General features: G+C 30.0%; 18 protein-coding genes, 1 tRNA gene and 4 pseudogenes. 12 read left to right on the top strand and 11 right to left on the bottom strand.

What is annotated here, in order from left to right; all coding sequences use genetic code 11:
- Nucleotides 1–11 precede the first annotated feature (11 nt).
- The gene (gene mgtE / locus CAMP5118_RS04510) at nt 12–1355 is read right to left on the bottom strand and encodes a magnesium transporter (RefSeq protein WP_337216713.1); all 1344 of its coding nucleotides are present in this window, start codon (nt 1353–1355) and stop codon (nt 12–14) included.
- Between the two features lies 1 nt (nt 1356).
- Nucleotides 1357–2514, bottom strand: a complete 1158-nt coding sequence (locus tag CAMP5118_RS04505; protein WP_337216712.1) for a peptidoglycan DD-metalloendopeptidase family protein — start codon at nt 2512–2514, stop codon at nt 1357–1359.
- Between the two features lie 125 nt (nt 2515–2639).
- Here CAMP5118_RS04505 and CAMP5118_RS04500 point away from each other — a divergent pair, with 125 nt between their 5' ends.
- Genes CAMP5118_RS04500 through CAMP5118_RS04490 form a run of 3 tightly spaced genes read left to right on the top strand, consistent with a single transcriptional unit; the run spans nt 2640 to nt 5544 of the window.
- Nucleotides 2640–3350 (top strand): plasminogen-binding N-terminal domain-containing protein, encoded by a 711-nt coding sequence (locus CAMP5118_RS04500; RefSeq protein ID WP_442863227.1) that lies wholly within the window; start codon nt 2640–2642, stop codon nt 3348–3350.
- A complete protein-coding gene (locus CAMP5118_RS04495) occupies nt 3350–4732 on the top strand; it encodes an FAD-linked oxidase C-terminal domain-containing protein (protein WP_337216711.1) in 1383 nt (460 codons plus the stop codon). Before CAMP5118_RS04500 ends, CAMP5118_RS04495 begins: the two co-directional genes overlap by 1 nt.
- The gene (locus CAMP5118_RS04490) at nt 4732–5544 is read left to right on the top strand and encodes a YihY/virulence factor BrkB family protein (protein WP_087685400.1); all 813 of its coding nucleotides are present in this window, start codon (nt 4732–4734) and stop codon (nt 5542–5544) included. The genes CAMP5118_RS04495 and CAMP5118_RS04490 overlap by 1 nt, the downstream gene beginning before the upstream one ends.
- On the opposite strand, the pseudogene CAMP5118_RS04485 reads toward CAMP5118_RS04490, so the two are convergent.
- The 4 genes and pseudogenes from CAMP5118_RS04485 to CAMP5118_RS04470 all read right to left on the bottom strand — a co-directional run bounded on the left by CAMP5118_RS04485 (nt 5491) and on the right by CAMP5118_RS04470 (nt 9424).
- Nucleotides 5491–6749 (bottom strand): annotated as a pseudogene (locus CAMP5118_RS04485) (ComEC/Rec2 family competence protein). The gene CAMP5118_RS04490 and the pseudogene CAMP5118_RS04485 overlap by 54 nt on opposite strands.
- Nucleotides 6746–7309 carry a DedA family protein gene (locus CAMP5118_RS04480; RefSeq protein ID WP_039668721.1) on the bottom strand — a complete coding sequence of 188 codons (564 nt, stop codon included), beginning with the start codon at nt 7307–7309 and terminating at the stop codon, nt 6746–6748. Before CAMP5118_RS04480 ends, CAMP5118_RS04485 begins: the two are co-directional and overlap by 4 nt.
- Before the next feature lie 8 nt (nt 7310–7317).
- A complete protein-coding gene (gene rny / locus CAMP5118_RS04475; protein ID WP_039628788.1) occupies nt 7318–8871 on the bottom strand; it encodes a ribonuclease Y in 1554 nt (517 codons plus the stop codon).
- On the bottom strand, nt 8795–9424 hold the full coding sequence (locus CAMP5118_RS04470; RefSeq protein ID WP_263663456.1) for a 5-formyltetrahydrofolate cyclo-ligase: 630 nt from the start codon (nt 9422–9424) through the stop codon (nt 8795–8797). The genes rny and CAMP5118_RS04470 overlap by 77 nt, the downstream gene beginning before the upstream one ends.
- Before the next feature lie 67 nt (nt 9425–9491).
- Here CAMP5118_RS04470 and CAMP5118_RS04465 point away from each other — a divergent pair, with 67 nt between their 5' ends.
- From CAMP5118_RS04465 to CAMP5118_RS04430, 8 genes are all read left to right on the top strand, one after another.
- A complete protein-coding gene (locus CAMP5118_RS04465) occupies nt 9492–10037 on the top strand; it encodes a TlpA family protein disulfide reductase (RefSeq protein WP_337216710.1) in 546 nt (181 codons plus the stop codon).
- Nucleotides 10037–10903, top strand: a complete 867-nt coding sequence (ftsY, locus tag CAMP5118_RS04460) for a signal recognition particle-docking protein FtsY (RefSeq protein WP_220517071.1) — start codon at nt 10037–10039, stop codon at nt 10901–10903. The genes CAMP5118_RS04465 and ftsY overlap by 1 nt, the downstream gene beginning before the upstream one ends.
- 3 nt (nt 10904–10906) lie before the next feature.
- Entirely contained in the window at nt 10907–12247 is a 1341-nt protein-coding gene (gene radA / locus CAMP5118_RS04455; protein ID WP_258108000.1) for a DNA repair protein RadA, read from the top strand.
- On the top strand, nt 12238–13746 hold the full coding sequence (locus CAMP5118_RS04450; protein ID WP_337216709.1) for a phytoene desaturase family protein: 1509 nt from the start codon (nt 12238–12240) through the stop codon (nt 13744–13746). The genes radA and CAMP5118_RS04450 overlap by 10 nt, the downstream gene beginning before the upstream one ends.
- 62 nt (nt 13747–13808) lie before the next feature.
- Nucleotides 13809–14489, top strand: a complete 681-nt coding sequence (locus CAMP5118_RS04445) for a F0F1 ATP synthase subunit A (RefSeq protein ID WP_039668715.1) — start codon at nt 13809–13811, stop codon at nt 14487–14489.
- Nucleotides 14490–14611: 122 nt separating this feature from the next.
- Nucleotides 14612–16030 carry an Asp-tRNA(Asn)/Glu-tRNA(Gln) amidotransferase subunit GatB gene (gene gatB, locus CAMP5118_RS04440; protein WP_337216708.1) on the top strand — a complete coding sequence of 473 codons (1419 nt, stop codon included), beginning with the start codon at nt 14612–14614 and terminating at the stop codon, nt 16028–16030.
- A gap of 2 nt (nt 16031–16032) precedes the next feature.
- The gene (locus CAMP5118_RS04435; RefSeq protein WP_263724944.1) at nt 16033–16935 is read left to right on the top strand and encodes an NAD(P)H-dependent glycerol-3-phosphate dehydrogenase; all 903 of its coding nucleotides are present in this window, start codon (nt 16033–16035) and stop codon (nt 16933–16935) included.
- Nucleotides 16932–18095, top strand: a complete 1164-nt coding sequence (locus tag CAMP5118_RS04430; protein WP_337216707.1) for a metal-dependent hydrolase — start codon at nt 16932–16934, stop codon at nt 18093–18095. The genes CAMP5118_RS04435 and CAMP5118_RS04430 overlap by 4 nt, the downstream gene beginning before the upstream one ends.
- An 11-nt stretch (nt 18096–18106) precedes the next feature.
- Here the strand turns inward: CAMP5118_RS04430 and cetZ (CAMP5118_RS08085) are convergent.
- The 5 genes and pseudogenes from cetZ (CAMP5118_RS08085) to CAMP5118_RS04410 form a co-directional block, all read right to left on the bottom strand.
- A pseudogene (gene cetZ / locus CAMP5118_RS08085) lies at nt 18107–18532 on the bottom strand (energy taxis response protein CetZ); the annotation flags it as partial.
- A gap of 102 nt (nt 18533–18634) precedes the next feature.
- Nucleotides 18635–19300: pseudogene (gene cetZ, locus CAMP5118_RS08080) on the bottom strand (energy taxis response protein CetZ); the annotation flags it as partial.
- Nucleotides 19301–19467: 167 nt separating this feature from the next.
- Nucleotides 19468–19902 (bottom strand): hypothetical protein, encoded by a 435-nt coding sequence (locus tag CAMP5118_RS04420; RefSeq protein WP_337216705.1) that lies wholly within the window; start codon nt 19900–19902, stop codon nt 19468–19470.
- An 18-nt stretch (nt 19903–19920) separates the two neighbouring features.
- Nucleotides 19921–20006, bottom strand: a tRNA-Leu gene (locus CAMP5118_RS04415).
- 27 nt (nt 20007–20033) lie between these two features.
- Complete coding sequence (locus CAMP5118_RS04410) at nt 20034–20357, bottom strand: F0F1 ATP synthase subunit C (RefSeq protein ID WP_012661906.1); 324 nt, start codon at nt 20355–20357, stop codon at nt 20034–20036.
- 197 nt (nt 20358–20554) lie between these two features.
- Between CAMP5118_RS04410 and CAMP5118_RS04405 the strand changes: the two are divergent.
- Nucleotides 20555–20936: pseudogene (locus CAMP5118_RS04405) on the top strand (sodium-dependent transporter); the annotation flags it as partial.

Here is a 20936-nt window from a genome sequence, read left to right as displayed (position 1 = left end):
ATTTCCCTTTTTTATAATAAAATCATTTTTGCTAAAAGTAAGAAGCTAAAAAATCCCAAACCATCAGTAATCGCAGTAATCACTACACTTGATCCTACCGCAGGATCGATTTTAAATTTTTTCAAAGTTAGAGGTACAAAAGAACCTACAAAACCGGCTAAGGCTAGATTAATTAGCATTGATAAGGCTATAACAAGTCCCAAAAGAGCTGTTTTAAACCATATAAAGGCTATAATGCTCATAATACTAGCAAATATAAGCCCATTTAATAAAGAAATTCCACTCTCTCTTAATATAACTTTTTTAGCATCTTTAAATTCTACTTCATTGAGTGAGAGTTTTCTAACTGTTACTGCTAAAGCTTGTGAGCCTGTATTGCCTCCCATGGAAGCCACAATAGGCATAAGTACTGCTAGGGCTACAAGTTGTTCTATTTCACCTGAAAAAAGACTGATGATATTAGCTGAGATTAATGAAGTAGTAAGATTAATCATAAGCCAAAAAGCTCTAGCTTTAGCCGCTTTAAAAGCACTTTCTTCCTCAACATCTGCATCAACTCCGGCTAAGTTATAAATTTGTTCTGTTGCGTTTTCTTGGATTAAATCATGGATATCATCATAGGTAATTCTACCTAAAAGCACTCCATCATCATTTACAACCGCTAAAACACTCAAATCATAATCTTCTACTATATCAATAGCTTTTTGTATGTCTTCATGATCTTTTATGCTATAGCTTTTATATCTTTCATTATTGTTTTTAATAATATCTGCAAAACTTAGTTTAAAATCCCAAAGCAAAAGATCGCTTAGGTTGATAGCATTGCAAAGCTTTCCTTGATTATCTATGATATAAACTTGAAAAATTTGATCTACTTGTCCTGAGTGTTTTAAAATTCTATATCTTTTAATAGCTTTTTCTATACTCTCATCAATAGAAGCTGTAAAAATTTCTGTTTGCATATAAGCACCAGCAGTATTTTCATCATAATTTTTAAGGCGTAAAATTTCTTCTTTATCTTCTGAGCTTAAGCGGTTTAAAATGGCTAAAGTTTTTTGCGGATTTAGCTCTTCAAAGCGCTTAATTAAGTCTGTTGCATCATCACTTTCAAGCTCTTCTACTGCTTTTGCAATCTTTATAATGCTTAAGTGTTCTAAAATATCTTCTAAGATATGTTCAGGTGTTATAGTAGCTACATTTGCAAGTGTGTAAGTATCAAAAGATTTAAGAGTTTGCAAATAAAGCTCTTCGTTATATCTTTTGATAGTCTTTAGGGCTTCATTGGTTTCATAGGTGCTTTGATCTTTGGAAATATTTTTTAAAAGTTCTTGTGCTTCTAAAAAATCATTCATCATCTCAAAGCTCCATAGAATTTTCTATATTTTGTTCTTTTGGTGGATTTTTATAGTTTTCATCAATGCTTTGCAAGCGATTTTCATACTCTTTTGCCATTTTTAAAAATTCTTCTTTGTTTTTACCGCTTAGGCTTGATTTTGGAATTTTTACTATGGTTTCAGGATTAATTGCTTTGTTATTTAGATAAAGTCCAAAATGCAAATGTGGCCCAGTACTCATACCAGTAGAGCCTACATAAGCAATCACTTGGCCTTGTTTGACTTTTTGACCGCGTTTGATTTTTGCAAAACGACTAAGATGAGCATATAAAGTCATATAGCCTGATACATGCTTTACTTGTACAACCTTGCCATAACCACCTTTTGTCCCAACAAAGCTAATCGTCCCATCTCCTGCGCTCTTAACTGGAGTACCCGTTGGAGCAGCATAGTCAATACCTAAATGCGCTCTATAGCGTTTTAAGATAGGATGATATCTTGCCCTAGTAAAGCGATCTGAAATTCTTGTGTATTTAACAGGTTTGGTTAAAAAGAAATTTTCAAGTTCTTTTCCTTGAGCATTATAATAAGAATCTTTATATAAAAACACAGAATATTCTTTGCCTCTAATGTTAGCTAAAGCTGCTTGGATATTAATATCGCCAAAAAGTCTTCCTAATCTTCTTTTTTGCTCATAAATTAATACTACACTATCGCCTTTTCTGACATTTTTAAAGTTAACACTATTTTTAAAAGCTCTCACCATGGCTCTTGCTAAGGTTACACTGCCACTTTCATCATAAACATCTTGATAAGCTGAGTTGTTAATAGCTACGCGAATAGTTCGTTTTTCTTTAGTGTAAGAAATAGGAGTAAAACTCAATACGAATTTATTTTCAGTGTTTTTGTAAATATGAATTTGTAAATCATCGCTAATTGGGATTAAAACTTGCTCAAGTTCACCTTGTTCATCTTTTAGCATTTGGTATTTAACACCACTTGTGATTTCTGCACTTAGTTCTTTATCTTCTCCATCAAGATTATAATATAAATTAAGTGGTATAGAATGATCTTGTAAAAAATCAAGTAAAGTTTTGCCATTTTCCCAAGAAAGTTCTTCAACACTTGAAATAGCAAAAAGTTTTATGGATATAAGTAAAGATATGAAAATTTTTTTCATGATAATCTAAAGCCTTCTAAAATTTAAACATAAATTTGTATTTTACTTAATTTTTCTTACAATTTTGTAAGAAAAAAACAATATAATTTATTTTTACACTTTTTAAGGAGTATAAATTGTCAAGAATTATCTTAATGCTTTGCTGTTTTTTAGCATTTTTACAAGCTAAAAATTTTGATTTAATACAAACAAAACTTGAAAAAGTAGATGATATTTATGGTTATATAAAAGATGATCCTAGAATTTTATTGCACTCAAGTGGTATAGTTGTACATGAAATTGATACACAAAAATCTATCATTGCAAGAGCTAGTGTGATAGGGCGTGAAAATGGCTTGGTTAAATTACAATTTAAAGTTTTTGATATGCTAGCTCAAGATGCTATGCCTTTACCAAATGTATTGCCACAAGTAGGCGATAAAATAGTTTTAAATTATTTATATGATAGAGCCTTGATTATAGCTCCTGATAAAAATGTGTATGATTTTATAGCTCAAAAATTAAATGGACTTTATTTTTTACACCCTGATTTATTTGGTGCTCATATGATACAAGAATACCGCCAAACCCCAAGAAGATCAGATTTTAGATCTTTTTGTTCAAAAAATGCTGTAGGGCTTTTAGTAGTAGCTTTAGAAAATAAAGCTGAGATAGTTGATTGTCAAGACTTTGGCAAGATAGAAGAATTTACCATACCGCAAGCTCAAAGTTTGCAAATTCCATTTTATTCAAGAATTACAGGTTATAAAAGTGATATTTTTAGCTTAAATGATGAGGCTATTGGAAATTATTATGTATATTATGAAAAATTAATTAGCTTAACTAGAGAAAAATAATGCAAGAAATTCATCAAAAATTCTTTCAAGATCTTTTAGGGGTTGAAAATGCGCATTTTGATCCTATCCATAAAAGAGCGTATAGTTATGATGCCACTAAAAAGCATTACTTACCCGATGGAGTGCTTTTCCCAAGAGATGAAAATGATATTAGTCAAATTCTAAAATATTGCAATGAAAATAAAATCATCATCATTCCTAGGGGCTCAGGTAGCGGATTTACCGGTGGAAGCTTGGCTGTTAATGGTGGAGTGGTGCTAAGCTTTGAAAAACATATGAATAAAATTTTAGAAATTGATCTTGAAAATTTAGTCGCAGTAGTACAACCTGGTGTGATAAATATGGCTTTACAAGAAAAAGTAAAAGAATATGGTTTATTTTATCCGCCTGATCCTGCTAGCATGGAGTATTCTTCTTTAGGAGGAAATGTAAGCGAAAATGCAGGGGGTATGAGGGCTGCTAAGTATGGTATAACTAAAGATTATGTAATGGCCTTAAGAGCAGTTTTACCTAATGGAGAAATCATTAGAGCAGGTAAAAGAACCATAAAAGATGTAGCAGGTTATAATCTAGCTGGAATTTTAATAGCAAGCGAGGGATCTTTGGCTGTGCTTAGCGAGATTACTTTAAAACTAGTTGCTTTGCCAAAGTTTAAAAAGACAGCTATGGGGATTTTTAATAGCATTGATGAAGCAATGAATGCAGTTTATAAAACTTTAGCCAAAGGTGTAACTCCTGTATCTATGGAATTTTTAGATCAATTAAGCATACAAGCATTAGAGCAAAAATTCCAAAAAGGCTTGCCTATGGATGCGGGTGCGATTTTAATAGCTGATGTAGATGGTAATGTAGAAGAGGCTATTGAAGCAGATTTGAAAATCTTGCAAGAAAGTTTTTATGAATCTGGTGTAAGAGAGTTTAAAATAGCAAAAGATGAACAAGAAGCAACTAATATTTGGTTTGCTAGAAGAAATTGCTCTCAAAGCATAGCAATGTATGGAAATTTAAAACTTAATGAAGACATTACAGTGCCACGTTCAAAACTACCTGAGCTTTTAAAAGGCATAGCTGAAATTTCTAAAAAATATGGTTTTAAAATCCCTTGTTTTGGTCATACTGGCGATGGTAATGTGCATACCAATGTAATGGTAAGTGATAAAAACAATCCTGAATTAGTTAAAAAAGGTTATGAAGCTGTGGAAGAGGTGTTTAAGCTTACGGTCTCTTTAGGTGGGACTTTAAGTGGAGAGCATGGCATAGGCATTTCAAAAGCTCCTTTTATGAAGCTTGCTTTTAGTGAAGCTGAAATGGACTTAATGAGAAATATCAAAAAAGCATTTGATCCAAATAATATACTCAATCCTTTCAAAATGGGACTTTGATGAGTTTTAAAAACTTATTTAAAATTCTTTTAGCTTTAAGAGATAAAGAAATTTTAAATTATGCTGCAGCTTTGAGCTTTTATACTATCTTATCTTTAATACCACTTTTGTTTTTGTGTTTTTGGGTTTTTACCCAAATTCCAAGTTTTGAAATGTATCAAGAAAGAATTAAAAATTTAATTTTTACTTTTTTAATCCCAACTCAACAAGAATTAATCATACAGTATATCAATACCTTTTTAAAAAACAGCGTAAATTTAGGACTTATAGGGCTTTTGGCTATGGCCTTGACTTCTTTGGCTTTTTTTTCAGGTTATGATTATGTGATTAATAAGCTTTTAGAGGAAGATTCTAAAAGTCTTTGGCATAGTATAAGTTCTTATTGGACTTTAGCAACTTTAACTCCGCTTGGACTTGGTGTGAGTTTTTATATTTCAGGTTTTATACAAAAAACCTTAGATGATTTTAATATTGCTTTAAATTTTTTTGAGATTTTACCCTATGTGATTATATGGGCTTTATTTTTTGTCTCTTATTCAAGTTCAGTAAGCAAAAAAGGTGATTTAAAAACCTTACTTATTAGTTCTTTTGGCGCTTCTGTAATTTGGTATATTTCTAAGATGATTTTTGTATATTATGCTGTATATAATAAAACTTATTTAAATGTATATGGTTCTTTTTCTGTAATATTATTTTTCTTTTTGTGGATTTACATTTCTTGGATTATTTATCTTTTAGGCTTAAAGGCTTATTTGCTTTTAAATCAAGAAAATAAAGGGAATAAACCCAAGAGAAACTACAAAAAGAGCTAAGTATTTATTAAATATAGCGATTAAAGATAAAATTAAATAAATAAAATAAAACACAAAAGGTATTGATAGATTAATCGCATGCATTTTAAACTCAAAAAAATGCATTAGATATAAATCTAATAAATTTCCATAAGAAAAAATATGCAAGATTAAAACCAAAGGATAAAATACCACAAAGGTTAAGCTTAAAGGTATGGCTAAAAATTGCTGAAAGCTAAGTAGAGGAAAAAAAAGTATAAGACGGGGATAATCATTGCTAAAAAAGTCCAGATATTTAGCAAAAAAACATGAGTAAAATTTGAAAATTGATCTTTTAAATGATGAAGATATAAATAAATATAAAAAACTCCTAAAATAGAAAATAAAAACCCAACACTAAAAAGAAGTTTTGGAAAAATGCTAATGCAAAAGACTATACTTAAAAATAAAAATTTAAAACTAAGTATTTTAATATTTTTACTAAATAAATAAAAAGCAAAAAGACTCATCAGTAAAGCTCTTGTATAAGAAGGGCTATAATCTATTAAAAATATATAAAAAACTAAAAGCAAGAAAGCAAAAATACTAATATCAAGCTTTAAACTTCTATAAGGAAAATATCGTTTATGAAAAAAAGCATATAAAGGAGCAAAAATCAAAAAGCAAAAACTAAATAACAAGCCCAAATGATATCCACTAATAGCAATTAAATGTGCAATATTGTAAAAATTTACATCATTTCTAAGCTCACTTGATACATTTTTGGCAAAAAATAAAGCCCCATACAATTCTTTGACTTTTTCATTATGATGTTGATTTAAAAAATATCTTATTAGTGTATTTTCTTTTTGTGTTTTAGTTTTGTTAAAATCATAACTTGGTGCATAAAAACTTTTACTAAGATAATCTTTAAAGTTAATATTTTTAGTGATAATTCTAAGATTTATCATATCATTTTTACTTAAATTTAGATCTTTAAAGCTAGTGGTGTAAAAAATAAAATCAGAATTTTTGAGTTTTAAAACTTGATATTTTTTACCTTTTTTATTAGTTTTTTCATAAGAAGATAAAACGATGTTATCTTTAAGTAATAAATGCTTAGTAAGTTTAAAATTTTGATATTTTTTATACTCATAGATGAGATTTAAACTAAAAATTGCTAAAAAACACAATAATAAAATAAAAAATTCTCTATAAGTTTCTTTTATAGAGAATTTTAAACTCATTTTTTCTTAGAAAAGCGTGATAAATATAACCATATAATAAAAATTAAAGTGATTATAAAAACAGGAGCTATGTAAGGATAGTTGGCAAATGCTTCAAAAGCTTCTTTTAGGGTATTTCCAAAAATAAAACCAGCATAACCTAAAATAACAGCCCAAATTAAACTAGCTAAGGTATTGATGATAAAAAATCTTACAAAGCTAAATTTACAAAGACCTGCTGCTATAGGAATGATAGTTTTTACTCCATAGATAAATTTTTGCACTACTAAAAGCAAGTCACCGTATTTTTTGATTTTCATCATAGCAAGAGCGATTTTTCTTCTATGATTTTTAAAATAAGGCATTATGTCTTTTTTATAGTATTTTCCCAAGATAAACAACAAGGTTGAGCCTATGGTATTAGCTAAAAAGGCTAAAAATATACATAAATGCAAATCAAGTTTAGTAGAACTTGCACAAAGCACTCCTGCAGCAAGTATAGCAACCATACCTCCACCAAAAGAATAAAAAAATAAAATCAAATAGCCATAAGTACTTAGATTATCTATCATTTCTTGCATGAAAAACCTTATCTTGCAAAATCAATCGCTCTAAGCTCTCTGATAACATTAACTTTTATTTCGCCAGGGTATTGAACTTTTTCTTGAATCTCTTCAGCTATTTCTTTAGCTAAAAGCACAGATTCATCATCATTGACTAATTTTGCATTAACAATAACTCTAATTTCCCTACCAGCATTAATAGCATAAGCTTTTTTAACCCCTTCTTTACTCTTTGCTATATCTTCAAGTTCGCTCACTCTTTTTAAGAAGGCTTCTAAAACTTCACGTCTTGCTCCAGGGCGTGCAGCGCTTAGTGTATCTGCTGTACAAACTGCAGCTGATTCTATGCTAATAGCTTCTTCATGCCCATGATGAGCATAAATTGCATTAATCACAACAGGATGTTCTTTGTATCTTTTGCAAAGTTCAGCTCCTAAATCCACATGAGAGCCTTCAAATTCATGTGTTAAAGCCTTGCCTATATCGTGTAAAATCCCAGCTCTTCTTGCTAATTTTTCATCCCCGCCACACTCAGCTGCTATGATTCCAGCCAAATGTGCCACTTCTAAAGAATGTGCTAGAGCATTTTGGCCATAACTTGCTCTATATCTTAATTTTCCTATTAATTTAACAATTTCAGGATGTATATTATTAAGTCCTAAATCCATTACTATAGTTTGACCTTCTTCTAAGATATTATCTTCAAATTCTTTGCAAACTTTTTCATGAATTTCTTCTATTTTTGCAGGTTGAATTCTGCCATCTTCAACTAAAAGTTCAATCACTTTTGTAGCAATGGCGCGTCTATATAGATTAAAACAACTTACTATAATTGCTCCAGGTGTATCATCGATGATAATATCAACACCCAAAACCATTTCTAAGGTTTTAACATTTCTTCCTTCTTTACCTATAATACGACCTTTTAGCTCATCATTTTTGATATTTACCACATTAATTAATCTTTCAGCAGCAAATTCCCCTGCAAATCTTGAAGTAGCTTGCGCTAAGATAAAATTAGCTTTTCTTTTGGCTTCATTTCTAGCTTCTTCTTCGTATTTTCTAACAATATGAGCAATTTCAGCTCTTGAGTTTTCTTCTACTTTTTGTAAAACTATATTTTTTGCTTCTTCTTGTGTAAGACCAGCTGAATGTTCAAGAATTTTTAATACTTCACTAAGCTTTGTTTCATAATTTTGTTTTAAATTTTCATTTTCCTCATGTAAAGCTTTTATAGCTTGCTGTTCTTTTGCCAGCTTGTTTTTGTTTTCCTCATGAAGTTTTTCTTGATAATGAAGATTTTGTTCTTTTTTATTAAGCTCTTCTAGCTTAATAGAATGTTCTTTTTGAAGTTTTTGAATTTTTTCATCAAATTTTTTCTTTGCCGCAAATTCAGCTTCAGCAACCGAATTTTTAGCATCTTTAAGTGTTAGTTCAGCTTCATATTCAATGGCTTTTGCTTTTGCTTTTGCTTGCTCTAAAAAGATATTGAAATTTGCATCATTAATCTTTTTGGCGACTATATACCCAATCCCTCCGCCTATAAAAACGGCTATTAATGCGACTAATATTTCTATCATTGTTTTTAACTTTCCTAAAATATTTTTTATAAGGGTTTATATAAAAATTTCCTTTTATATCATGATCTTGGCTAAAAAATTGATCAGATTTTGCATCGATCATTTGCGTAAAAATAACCAAAGGTTTTTTATAAGAAATGCTTTCAAAAAACCTATCGTAAAAACCTTGACCATGACCGATTCTTCCTAATTTTGCATCTACACCTATTACAGGGATAATCGCAACATCAATGCGAGTTTGCAAAAAAGAATCTTTTGGCTCATACACCCCAAAGCTCTTTTTTTCAAGAGCTAATCTTAATTTTACTACCTTTAAACTTTTATCTTGCATAAATGGGACGAAAATTTGATATTTTTTTGTTAGAAAATGCCTGAATTTATAAAGATTAATTTCATATTTTAAAGGGATATATATAAGGATATTTCTACAATTTTTGCATAAATTTAGAATTTTCTTTATTTCTTGAAAAACCAAAAAATCCCTTTTGTATTGATACTTTAATTTTAAATGCATTTTGGATTTTTGTTTTATTCTAAAATTGTTTTTTATCAAGGCTTTCCTTAAAGTTTTTAACTTTTTATGTTATACTTTTAAGCTTAAAAAATCATAAGGATAAGATTTGAAATTTAAAATTTTTTTAGTAATTTTTATTATGATATTTTTTACTTCATGTTCGAGTGATAAAGAAAATTCTAGCATTGAAAATATAGACAATGCAAGTTTAACTCAAAGTGAAAATACTGATTTTACTTTAAAATTTTTAGATGGTAGAAAAATGTATGTAAAATATCATGAGCAAGCATTTAATTTTGATGATACAGCTAAAGCTAAATTGTTTGTTTTTTTTACGACTTGGTGTGCACCTTGTAAGGCTCAAATTCCACATTTAAATAATCTAAATAATAAATATCAAGATAGATTTGAAGTAATAGCGCTTTTTTTAGAAGAAAATAAAGAGCAAGAAATATTAACTTTTATAGAAGATGAAAAAATTAAATTTCCAGTAGCTATAGGAGAGAATAATTTTGTTTTTTCTAAAGTTTTAAATGTCAGTTCTGTACCAACAATGGTGTTATTTAATACAAAAGGTGAAAAGATTAAAGAGTATTTAGGGATAATCCCTGAAGAAATGCTAGATATAGATATACAAAAAGCGATAATGTGATGTTTGGATTTTTAAAAAATGGTTTGAAAAAAACCTTAGAAAGTATTCATTTAGTTAAGGCTTCAAATAAAATCATTACTAAAGATTTACTTGAAGAAATGCTTTTAGAAGCTGATGTGGCGTATGAGATAGTTGAAGAGATCATTTACTATCTTCCTCCAAATGATGAGGTTAAAAAGGCCGATTTAGAGCGTGTTATGGGAACTTATTTTATTTATGATAAGCCAGAACTTGCTAATGCCAAACCTTTTGTGGATTTGATTTTAGGTGTAAATGGAGTGGGTAAGACCACAAGCATTGCTAAAATGGCACATTTGCATAAAGAAAATGGTGAAAAGGTTATACTTGGAGCTTGTGATACTTTTAGGGCAGGAGCTATAGAGCAGTTAAAATTATGGGCGCAAAAATTAGATATAGATATCATAGCTACTTCACAAGGACATGATCCTTCAGCAGTTGCTTATGATGCTATTTCTAAAGCTTTGGCAAAAAACTATGATAGGGTTATTTTAGATACAGCAGGACGCTTGCAAAATCAAAAAAATCTTGCAAATGAGCTTGAAAAAATTGTTCGTATAAGTGATAAAGCTATGCAGGGAGCTCCTCATAGAAAAATCCTTGTACTTGATGGTACTCAAGGTGTGGCAGGAATTTTGCAAGCAAAAGCTTTTAATGATTTAGTAAAACTTGATGGAGTGATTATTACAAAACTTGATGGAACCGCTAAAGGTGGGGCTTTGTTTAGTATAGCAAGGGAACTTGAGCTTCCTATTTTATATGTAGGAGTAGGGGAGCAACTAGGACAAATTCATGAGTTTAATCCTAATGAATATGTTAAAACTTTAGTTGAAGAGATTTTTGCATAATTTATGGCTAAAAAACATATTTTATTTGAATGCCAAGCTTGTGGAAATCAACAAAGTAAATGGCTAGGTAAATGTCCTGAATGTGGTTCTTGGGATAGTTTTGTTGAGTTAAAGCAAGAACAAATTAAGGTTTTAAAAGAGTTAAATTCACTCTCAAACACTCCAAGTTCTGCAGTATGTATAAATGATGTTATAGCAGAAAATTTCACTCGCATTAGCACTGATGATAATGAACTTGATTTAGTTTTAGGCGGTGGGCTTGTTGTGGGCTCTTTGGTGTTAATTGGGGGTTCACCTGGGGTTGGAAAATCCACACTTTTATTAAAAATTGCTTCTAATTTGGCTAAAAGTGGTAAAAAAGTACTTTATGTAAGTGGAGAGGAGAGTAAATCTCAAATCAAACTGCGCGCAGATCGTTTGAATGCAAATTGCGAGAATTTATTTTTACTTACTGAACTTTGCTTGGAAGATATTTTAAGTGAGCTTTCTAAAAAAGATTATGAAATTTTAATTATTGATTCTATACAAACTTTATATTCTAATAAAATTACTTCAGCAGCAGGTAGTATTACTCAAGTTAGAGAAATTACTTTTGAGTTAATGCGCTATTCTAAGGCTAATAATATTAGCACTTTTATCATAGGTCATATTACTAAAGATGGAGCTATAGCTGGACCTAGAATTTTAGAGCATATGGTAGATGTAGTGCTTTATTTTGAAGGTGATGCTAATAAAGAAATAAGAATTTTAAGAGGTTTTAAAAATCGTTTTGGAAATATTTCTGAAGTTGGTATTTTTGAAATGACTTCTAAGGGTTTAATTAGTGCTAAAGATATAGCTAATAGATTTTTTACGCGTGGCAAGGCAGTAAGTGGTAGCGCTTTGAGTGTAGTGATGGAAGGAAGCAGAGCTTTAGTACTAGAAATTCAAGCCTTAGTTTGTGAGAGTGCTTACCCAAAACGCAGTGCAACAGGTTATGAAAAAAACCGTTTAGATATGCTCATAGCTTTACTTGAGAGAAAGCTTGAAATTCCTTTGGGTCATTATGATGTGTTTATTAATGTAAGTGGTGGGGTGAAAATTAGTGAAACTGCGGCAGATTTAGCGGTGGTTGCAGCGATTATTTCAAGTTTTAAAAACCGCCCTTTAAGCAAAGATAGTGTTTTTGTGGGTGAGCTTAGTTTAAATGGTGAGATTAAAGAAGTATTTTCGCTTGATGTGCGTTTAAAAGAAGCTAAAATGCAAAAATTTAAAAATGCCATAGTGCCTGTAAAACCTATGGAAGAACTTGGTTTAAAATGTTTTGTAGCCAAAGAATTACGTGAGGTTTTAGAATGGATGTAAAATTTGATGTAATTATTATAGGTTCAGGTCTTGGAGGCTTAAGCGCGGGTGCTTTTTTAGCTAGAAATGGTAAAAAAGTTTTAGTTTTAGAACAGCATTCTTTAATTGGTGGTTGTGCTACTTGTTTTAAAAGAAAAGGTGCTTTGATTGATGCGGGGCTTCATGAGATGGATCTAGGTGAAGCAAAAACTGATATGAAACATTTGGTTTTTGAAAAACTTGGTATAAAAAATAAAATTGAAATTTTACCTTTACCAAGCGCATGGAGTATTAAAAGTAAAAATTATAATCTAACTTTGCCTCATGGTATAGAAAACGTAAAAGAGGTTTTGAAAAAAGAATTTCCACAAGAAAGTAAAGGCATTGATAAATATTTTAAGGCTATAAAAACGCAAGCTTATGCTATTCGAAGGTTTCCTTGGGATTTAAAATTAAGTGAACTATTGTTATTTCCATTTAGCACTTCTTGGATATTTATCAAAAATAGATTGTTTAATAAAAAAGTTTATGATGTTTTAAATGCTTATATTAAAAATGATAAGTTAAAAAAGATTTTAAATGCAAATATGAGTTATTATCATCATGATAGTAAGGAATTTATTTTTAGTTTTCATGGCATTGCTCAAAAGCATTATTATGATGGTGGGGTATATATTAAAGGTGGTTCACAAGCTTTAAGTGATGCTTTGGCTGAGGTTATAAAAGAAAATCAAGGACAGGTTTTAGCTAAGGCTGAAGTTGTTAAAATACTCACAAAAGATCAAAAAGCTTATGGAGTAGAATACATTCAAAATAATCAAAAACACACCATCTATGCGCAAAATATCATTGCAAATTGTGATCCTTTAATCGTATATAAAGACTTGCTTAAAGATTTAAATTTAACCCAAGAAATCAAAGCAATAGAGTCTAAAAAGCGTGCTTGTTCTTTGGTAAGTGCTTATTTTATTTATGATAAAGATATTTCTAAAATTTATGAAAATATGGATTATTGCAATTTTATATTTGAAGATGATTTTTTAAATAGTTCATATGAAAATACTAATATTTTAAAACTAGATATCAAAAAAAGACCTATGGCTTTTGTGAATTATTCTAAAATTGATAGTGGTTTAGCTAGCGATAGATACATAGGTGTTGTAGCTTTTAGTTCAAATTATAGTGAATGGGATTTAAATAAACAAGATTATAAAGCTAAAAAAGAAGAGGTATTAAAAGCTATAGTGCAAAGACTAGATGAGATATTTCCAAATTTAAGCTCACACTTAATCCATCAAGAATTAGCTACGCCAAAAACTATACAAAGATATACTAAAGCTTATGAGGGTGCAATTTATGGATTTTCTCAAGATCAAGAAGGGGTTAAATACAGATTGCACTACAAAAGTAAAAGTATAGAAAATTTATATTTTGCTAATGCTTTTATATTTCCTGGAGGTGGTTTTACAGGTGCGATTTTGGGTGGATATTTTTGTGCTAATAAAATGAATTTTCATTAAAATATAAGCAATTTTTTTTTATAATATTAGCTTTGAAATATTTATTCTGCTAAGGATTTTTAATGAAAGATTTATTTTTATTTAGTTCTTTTATAGATTCTAGTCACACTTTTGCATACTTTTTTCATTTGGGTATAGTGGTTGTGATTTCTTTGATTTTAGCAAAACTTGCTACAAGATCCATGCAAATTGTCCCAAGAGGTAGTCAGAATTTAGCTGAGGCTTATATGGAAGGCATTTTAAGCATGGGTAGAGATACCATGGGTAGTGATGAAGCTGCTAGAAAATACTTGCCTTTAGTTGCAACTATAGGTTTTATGGTGTTTTTTAGTAATATTATAGGAATTATCCCAGGTTTTGAAGCTCCAAGTGCTAGTTTAAATTTTAGTGCTTCTTTAGCTATTATAGTATTTGTGTATTATCATTTTGAAGGCATTAGAACTCAAGGATTTTTTAAGTATTTTGCACATTTTATGGGACCTGTTAAAATTCTAGCACCTTTAATGTTTCCTATAGAAGTGGTTTCTCATTTTTCAAGAGTTATTTCTTTATCTTTCCGTTTATTTGGTAATATCAAAGGAGATGATTTATTCTTAGCAGTTATTTTAGCTCTTGTGCCTTGGGTTGCACCATTGCCTGCTTATATGCTTTTAACTTTTATGGCATTTTTGCAATCGTTTATTTTTATGATTTTAACTTATGTTTATTTAGCAGGTGCGACTGTAGTTGATGAACATCATTAATTTTTAAAAAGCAAAAAATATTTTTTGCTTTTTTCTTTTTAATATTCCTCTTTTATTCTTTTTTAAACTCTTTTTGAAATAAAAAACGCTAGAATAAACAAAAAATTCTAAGGAAAATTTTAATGTTTGAAGTTGTTATAGGACTTGAAGTTCATGCACAATTAAATACCAAAACAAAAATCTTTTGCTCATGTGCAACTTCTTTTGGAGAAAAATCAAATACTAATGTATGCCCAACATGTTTAGCTTTACCAGGTGCTTTGCCTGTATTAAATCAAGAAGCGGTGAAAAAAGCTATAGCATTTGGAAAAGCAGTTAATGCAACTATAAATAAAAAAAGTATTTTTAATAGAAAAAATTATTTTTATCCTGATTTGCCAAAAGCTTATCAAATTTCGCAATTTGATATTCCCATAGTAGAAAATGGTGAACTGTTTATCAATGTAAATGGAGAAAATAAACGCATAGGTATCACTAGAGCTCATTTAGAAGAAGATGCAGGGAAAAATATACATGAAAGTAATTTTTCAAAAGTAGATTTAAATAGAGCAGGTACACCTTTGCTTGAAATCGTTAGCGAGCCTGAACTTAGAAGTTCTGATGAAGCAGTGGCTTATTTGAAAAAGCTTCATTCTATTATAAGATTTTTAGATATTTCAGATGCAAATATGCAAGAAGGTAGTTTTAGATGTGATGCTAATGTTAGTATTCGTCCAAAGGATGATGATAAGCTTTATACTAGAGTGGAGATTAAAAATTTAAATTCATTCCGTTTTATCCAAAAGGCGATTGAGTATGAAGTAAAACGCCAAAGTGAAGCTTGGGAAGATGGAAAATACGATCAAGAAGTTGTGCAAGAAACAAGATTATTTGATACGGTTAATTTGGTTACTAGAAGTATGAGAGGTAAGGAAGATTCTGCTGAATATAGATATTTTCCTGATCCTGATCTTTTACCTGTAATTTTAGATGATGAAATGCTAAGTCAAAATATACCTGAACTTCCTGATGAGAAAAAAGCTAGATTTGTTAATGAATTAGGTATTAAAGAAAGCGATAGTGAAGTGATTGTTTCTTCATTAGAGCTTTGTAGATATTTTGAGTATTTAATTGGTCAAAAATTAAACCCAAAACTTTGTGTTACTTGGCTTACAACTGAGTTAATGGGGCTTTTAAAAGGTGAATTAACTATAGAAAACTCACCTATAAAACAAGAAAAATTAGCTGTTTTAATCAAACGCATAGAAGAAGGTGTTATTAGTGCTAAAGCAGGTAAGGATATTTTAGCTTATGTGTTTGAAAATACAGAAGTTGAAATTGATGATGCTATTGAAAAACTTGGTTTAAAACAAGTAAGCGATGATAGTGCTATTGAAAAGATTGTTGATGAAATTTTAGCAAACAATGAAGATAAAGTAGCTGAATATAAAAGTGGTAAAGATAAACTTTTTGGTTTCTTTGTCGGTCAGGCAATGAAAGCAGGCAAGGGTGCGTTTAATCCTGCTAAGGTAAATGAAATTTTAAAAGCAAAACTTGGTTAAATATGAAAATAGCAGTTATTGGTGCAGGAAAATGGGGAAGTGCTTTATATGATGCATTGAGTGTTAAAAATGAATGCGTGATAACTTCTTTTCACGAAAAAGATCTTTCTTATTTTGTTAGCACCAAAGAAGCTTTAGGGTATGAATATTTGGTTTTTGCTTTATATGCTCAAGGAATACATGAATGGCTTGCAAATAATTTTAAAGATTTAAATCAAAAAATTCTTGTAGCTTCTAAGGGTATTGATTGCAAAAGTTTAAAATTTATGGATGAGGTTTTTGGTGAGTTCATAAGTAGTGATAGACTTTGTTTTTTAAGTGGACCTTCTTTTGCAAGCGAAGTGCTAGAAAAAAAACCTTGTGCTTTGGTTATTAGTGGTAAAAATCAAGAACTTTGTAATCAATTTGCAAGTTTTTTTCCAAACTATATTAAAACCTATACAAGTTCTGATGTTAAAGGTGCTGAAATTTGTGGTGCTTATAAGAATGTTTTAGCAATTGCAAGCGGAGTTTGTGATGGCTTAAATTTAGGCAATAATGCAAGAGCTTCTTTAGTCTCAAGAGGTTTAGTAGAAATGCACCGTTTTGGGCAGTTTTTTAGTGCTAAAGAAGAAACATTTTTAGGACTTAGTGGGGCTGGAGATTTATTTTTAACAGCTTCAAGCAATCTATCAAGAAATTATAGGGTAGGTTTGAGTTTGGCTAGTGGTAAAAATATAAAAGATATTTTAATGGAGCTTGGAGAGGTAGCCGAAGGAGTGCAAACTGCTTATGCTATACATGCCTTATCAAAGCAATTTCAAATTTATACCCCGATTGTCAATGAAGTGGTTTTAATGCTAGAGGGTAAAAATGCTTGGGAATCTTTGAAAGATTTGATGTCATCAAAGGAGGAAATATCATGATTATCAAAAATGCAAAAATTTATGGTGAACAAGTACTTGATCTTAAAATAGAAGATGGAAAAATCACTCAAATTGCCAATGATTTAAATAATGATGAGTATATTGTTAATATAAAAGGCAAAACTTTGCTTCCTTCGTTTATTGATTTAAATGTTAGTTTGCTTGATAATGAATTTAGTATAGATAAATTATATGATCTTGAAAAAGCATGCTTAAAAGGCGGGGTAGGGACTATTGTTTTAAAAGATAGTTTAGAAGCTAACACTCAAGGCTATGCACTTTATTTTGATAAATTAAAATCTTTAGATATTAATGTTTTACCTACTATTAATGTATTAGATAAAACAGAAAAATTAAAAAATATTGCTACCTTAATTGATATGGGTGCAAAAGGTTTGGAGCTTTCAAGTACTTTAGGCGCAAATTATTTAAGACAGTGTATGCAATATGCTAATATGAAATCAACTCCGGTATTTTTAAAGTGTTTTGATGAGAGTTTTGATGATCATGGGGTGATGAATGATGGGCAAACAAGTTTTGAATTAGGACTTATAGGAATTAGCGATATAGCTGAGACTAGTGAAGTAGCAAAAATGAAAGAATTGGTGGAGTTTTATAAAAACAAAGCTTGTTTTAACTCTTTAGCAATTACAAGATCATTTGAATTATTACATGATCAATATAGTGAAATTTCAATCCATCATTTAATCAAAGATGAAAACGCTTGTGAAAATTTCAATACTCAAGCAAAAATTTTACCTCCACTAAGAGCAAAAAATGAATTAATAGGTCTTAAAAAATTATTTCAAGATAAAAAAATTACTTTCTTAAGTTCTTTGCATACTCCTAGCACTAAAAAAGATTTAGCTTTTGATGAAGCAGACTTTGGAGTTAATGCTATAGCTATGTATATGAGTTTATGTTTTACATATTTAGTAAAAGAAGGTATTTTAACTTGGAAAGAATTATGTGATTTTACAAGTTATAATCAAGCGCAATTTTTAGGATTAAACAAAGGTAAAATAGAACTTGGTTTTGATGCTGATTTAGTTGTATTTGAAGAAAATCTTTCTTTTAAAGGGGAAGGTTTATATGCAAATAATACCTTGCAAGGTAAGGTAGAAAAAAGCTTTATAGCGGGAAAAGTTTTTAGCTTTTAAGCTAAAAACTCTTATTTATTTTGCATAGCTTGTGCTACTTGAGCTGAGCTATTTCTAATTTTTTCCATACATTCTCTAGCTTCTTTGGCTAAATCCACGCTTTGATTTACGCCACTTAAGCCATCTTTAATGCTTTGTACAACTTCAGCTGTTACATTTCTGATAGAATTAATGGTGGTAGTAATTTCATTTACTGAATGTCCAGTTCTTTCAGCTAGATTTCTAACTTCATCAGCAACCACGGCAAAACCACGTCCATGTTCTCCAGCACGCGCTGCTTCAATAGCTGCATTTAGCGCTAAAAGATTGGTTTGATCTGCTATATCACTAATAGTTTGAATGATATTTTTGATTTCTTCTGATTGTTCATTTAATGATGAAACTAAATTACTACTATTATTCATCATCTCGGCAATATTTTGAATATTTTGAACCGTATTTTCTATAACACTATCACCTTCTTGAGTTAAATTATCATTTTGTTCTGCTAGCTCGCTAATGAGCTTTAGTTTTTCCTCATCTCTTACAACTTGCTCGGTAATATCTGTTGCAAATTTAATAACTTTATAAATTTCTCCATCATCATTTTTGATAGGATTATAGCTTGCTTCTAGATGGATTAGTTTATTGTTTTTACCAAAGCGTATAAATTTTCCTGATTGGAATTTACCACTTCTTAATTCTTCCCAAAAAATTGTATATTCTTTTGAGTTTCTAAACTTTTCCTCACAAAACATACTATGGTGTTTTCCTTTGATTTCATTTAGTGAATAACCCATAGTTTGAGTGAAGTTTTCATTAGCATTTAAAATCTCTCCATAAGGATTAAATTCAATAATAGCCATAGAACGATTAGCTGCATCTATGGTATTTTTTAAATCAAGCATTTCATAGTGTCTTTGAGTAATGTCATTGGCGAATTTAATAACCTTATATACTTTGTTATTTTGATCTAAAATAGGAAGATAATTAGCTTCAAGATAAATGTCTTTTCCACCTTTTGCGATGCGTCTAAAAAGACCATTTCTTGATTTACCACTTTTTAAATCTCTCCAAAAATCAACATAGCGTTGAGATTTTACTACTTCAGGTAAGCAAAACATACTATGGTGTTTTCCTTTAATTTCATCTAGAGAGTAATTCATAGTTTTTAGAAAATTTTCATTAGCACTCATGATGGTTCCATCTGTTTGAAATTCTATCATCGCCATAGTTTTGCTAATAGCATTAAGTATATCTTGAAAAGCTTGATTAGATTGTTCTAATTGAATAATTTGTTCATTGATTTTTTTCTTATTGACAAACATGAATTTCCTTTATAAAAATAGCTTAAAATTATAAAGTGTTTTTTGAAATAAATAATTTGTTTGTGTTAGTTTTTTGTTAAATTAGAAAATTTTTCTTGCAAAGAAGTTCTGATTGAATCATTAATCTCATCACTATTCTTTAAGTATTGTTCATTAAACTTTTCGAGATCTTTTAAAAAGTCAAAAAGAGCTTCTTCCCATAAAGCATTGCTTTTTTTACTTAAATTCATAGTTTGAATATGGTTAAGCTTTCTGCTCATATCGCTTAAATTTTCCAAAAATTTATCTTTATTATTTTCATTTTGAAGTGTAAAAGTGTTTTGCAAAAGATTGTTTTTGATATTTCTTATTTCTTCGTTAATAAGATCACAAAACTCAGGATAGATATCATTTTTAATGGGTTCAAGTAAGACTTGCTCATCTAATTTTAGTGTATATTTTTTAATAGCAAAAAAAAGAATTAAAAAAGCTATTGCACTAATTAAGAGATAAAAAACCATTTTTTAAAATTCCTTAAATGGTGCGGTTAGCGAGATTTGAACTCGCACACGCTGAGCGCACCACCCCCTCAAGATGGCGTGTCTACCAGTTCCACCATAACCGCATAAAGCCCTAAAAAGGGCTTTTATAATTAAGCTGCTACTAATGCTTGGAATGGATTAGCATAAAGAGCGATAAGAGCAATAACAAGTGCATAAATAACCTGAGCCTCAATCATCGCTAAAGCAATAAACATAGTAGTCATTAATTTACCACCAAGACCAGGGTTTCTAGCAGTACCTGCTATAGTTGCTGCTGCAGTATTACCCATACCAATAGCACCACCTAAAGCTGCAACACCAAGTCCTAAACCTGCTGCTAAGATAGAAAAAGAAGCTAACCATTGATTCATAGAGCCTTCAGCCGCAAATGCAAAACCACTTAAAGCTAGCATTAAAAATACGATTTTTTTCATAGTATTTCCTCGATATAAAATTTAAATCCTTTCGGCTTGCGTATCCCTACTCGTGATTTATAAAAGCGAAATTATATATTAATATAGCTTTAAAATTATTGAAATTTAAATTAATAAGCGTATTTTAAAATAAATTAAAGTTTTTTTTAGCTACATTAAATATTTTTCATGTATTTATAAAATTTAAGGCTATTTTTATGAATGATAAATTTTCTAAAATAGGTTTTGTATTAGCAGTGGCAGGTTCAGCTGTTGGGCTTGGAAATGCTTGGAAATTTCCAACTTTAGTAGGACAAAATGGAGGCTCAGCCTTTGTACTTTTGTATTTACTTTTGACTTTGGGTGTAGGTTTTGTGATATTTTTAGCAGAACTTGGCATAGGAAAACTTAGTGAAAAAGATCCTGTAAATGCTTATTATACTTTAGCACCAAAACACAAAAGAGCTTGGTCTATAGTCGGCTTTTCTTTAATAGGTGCTATTTTGATTGTTTCTTTTTATAGTGTGATTATAGGATGGATTGTGAAGTATGCTTATTTTGGATTTTTTCCTTTACCAAAAAGCATAGAAGAAAGTGGTG

Source organism: Campylobacter sp. LMG 7929 (genome assembly GCF_024723595.1).
In the GTDB taxonomy this organism is placed as follows: domain Bacteria; phylum Campylobacterota; class Campylobacteria; order Campylobacterales; family Campylobacteraceae; genus Campylobacter_D.
The sequence above is the reverse complement of the archived record's forward strand: the minus strand, read 5'-3'. Positions and strand labels throughout refer to the sequence as shown.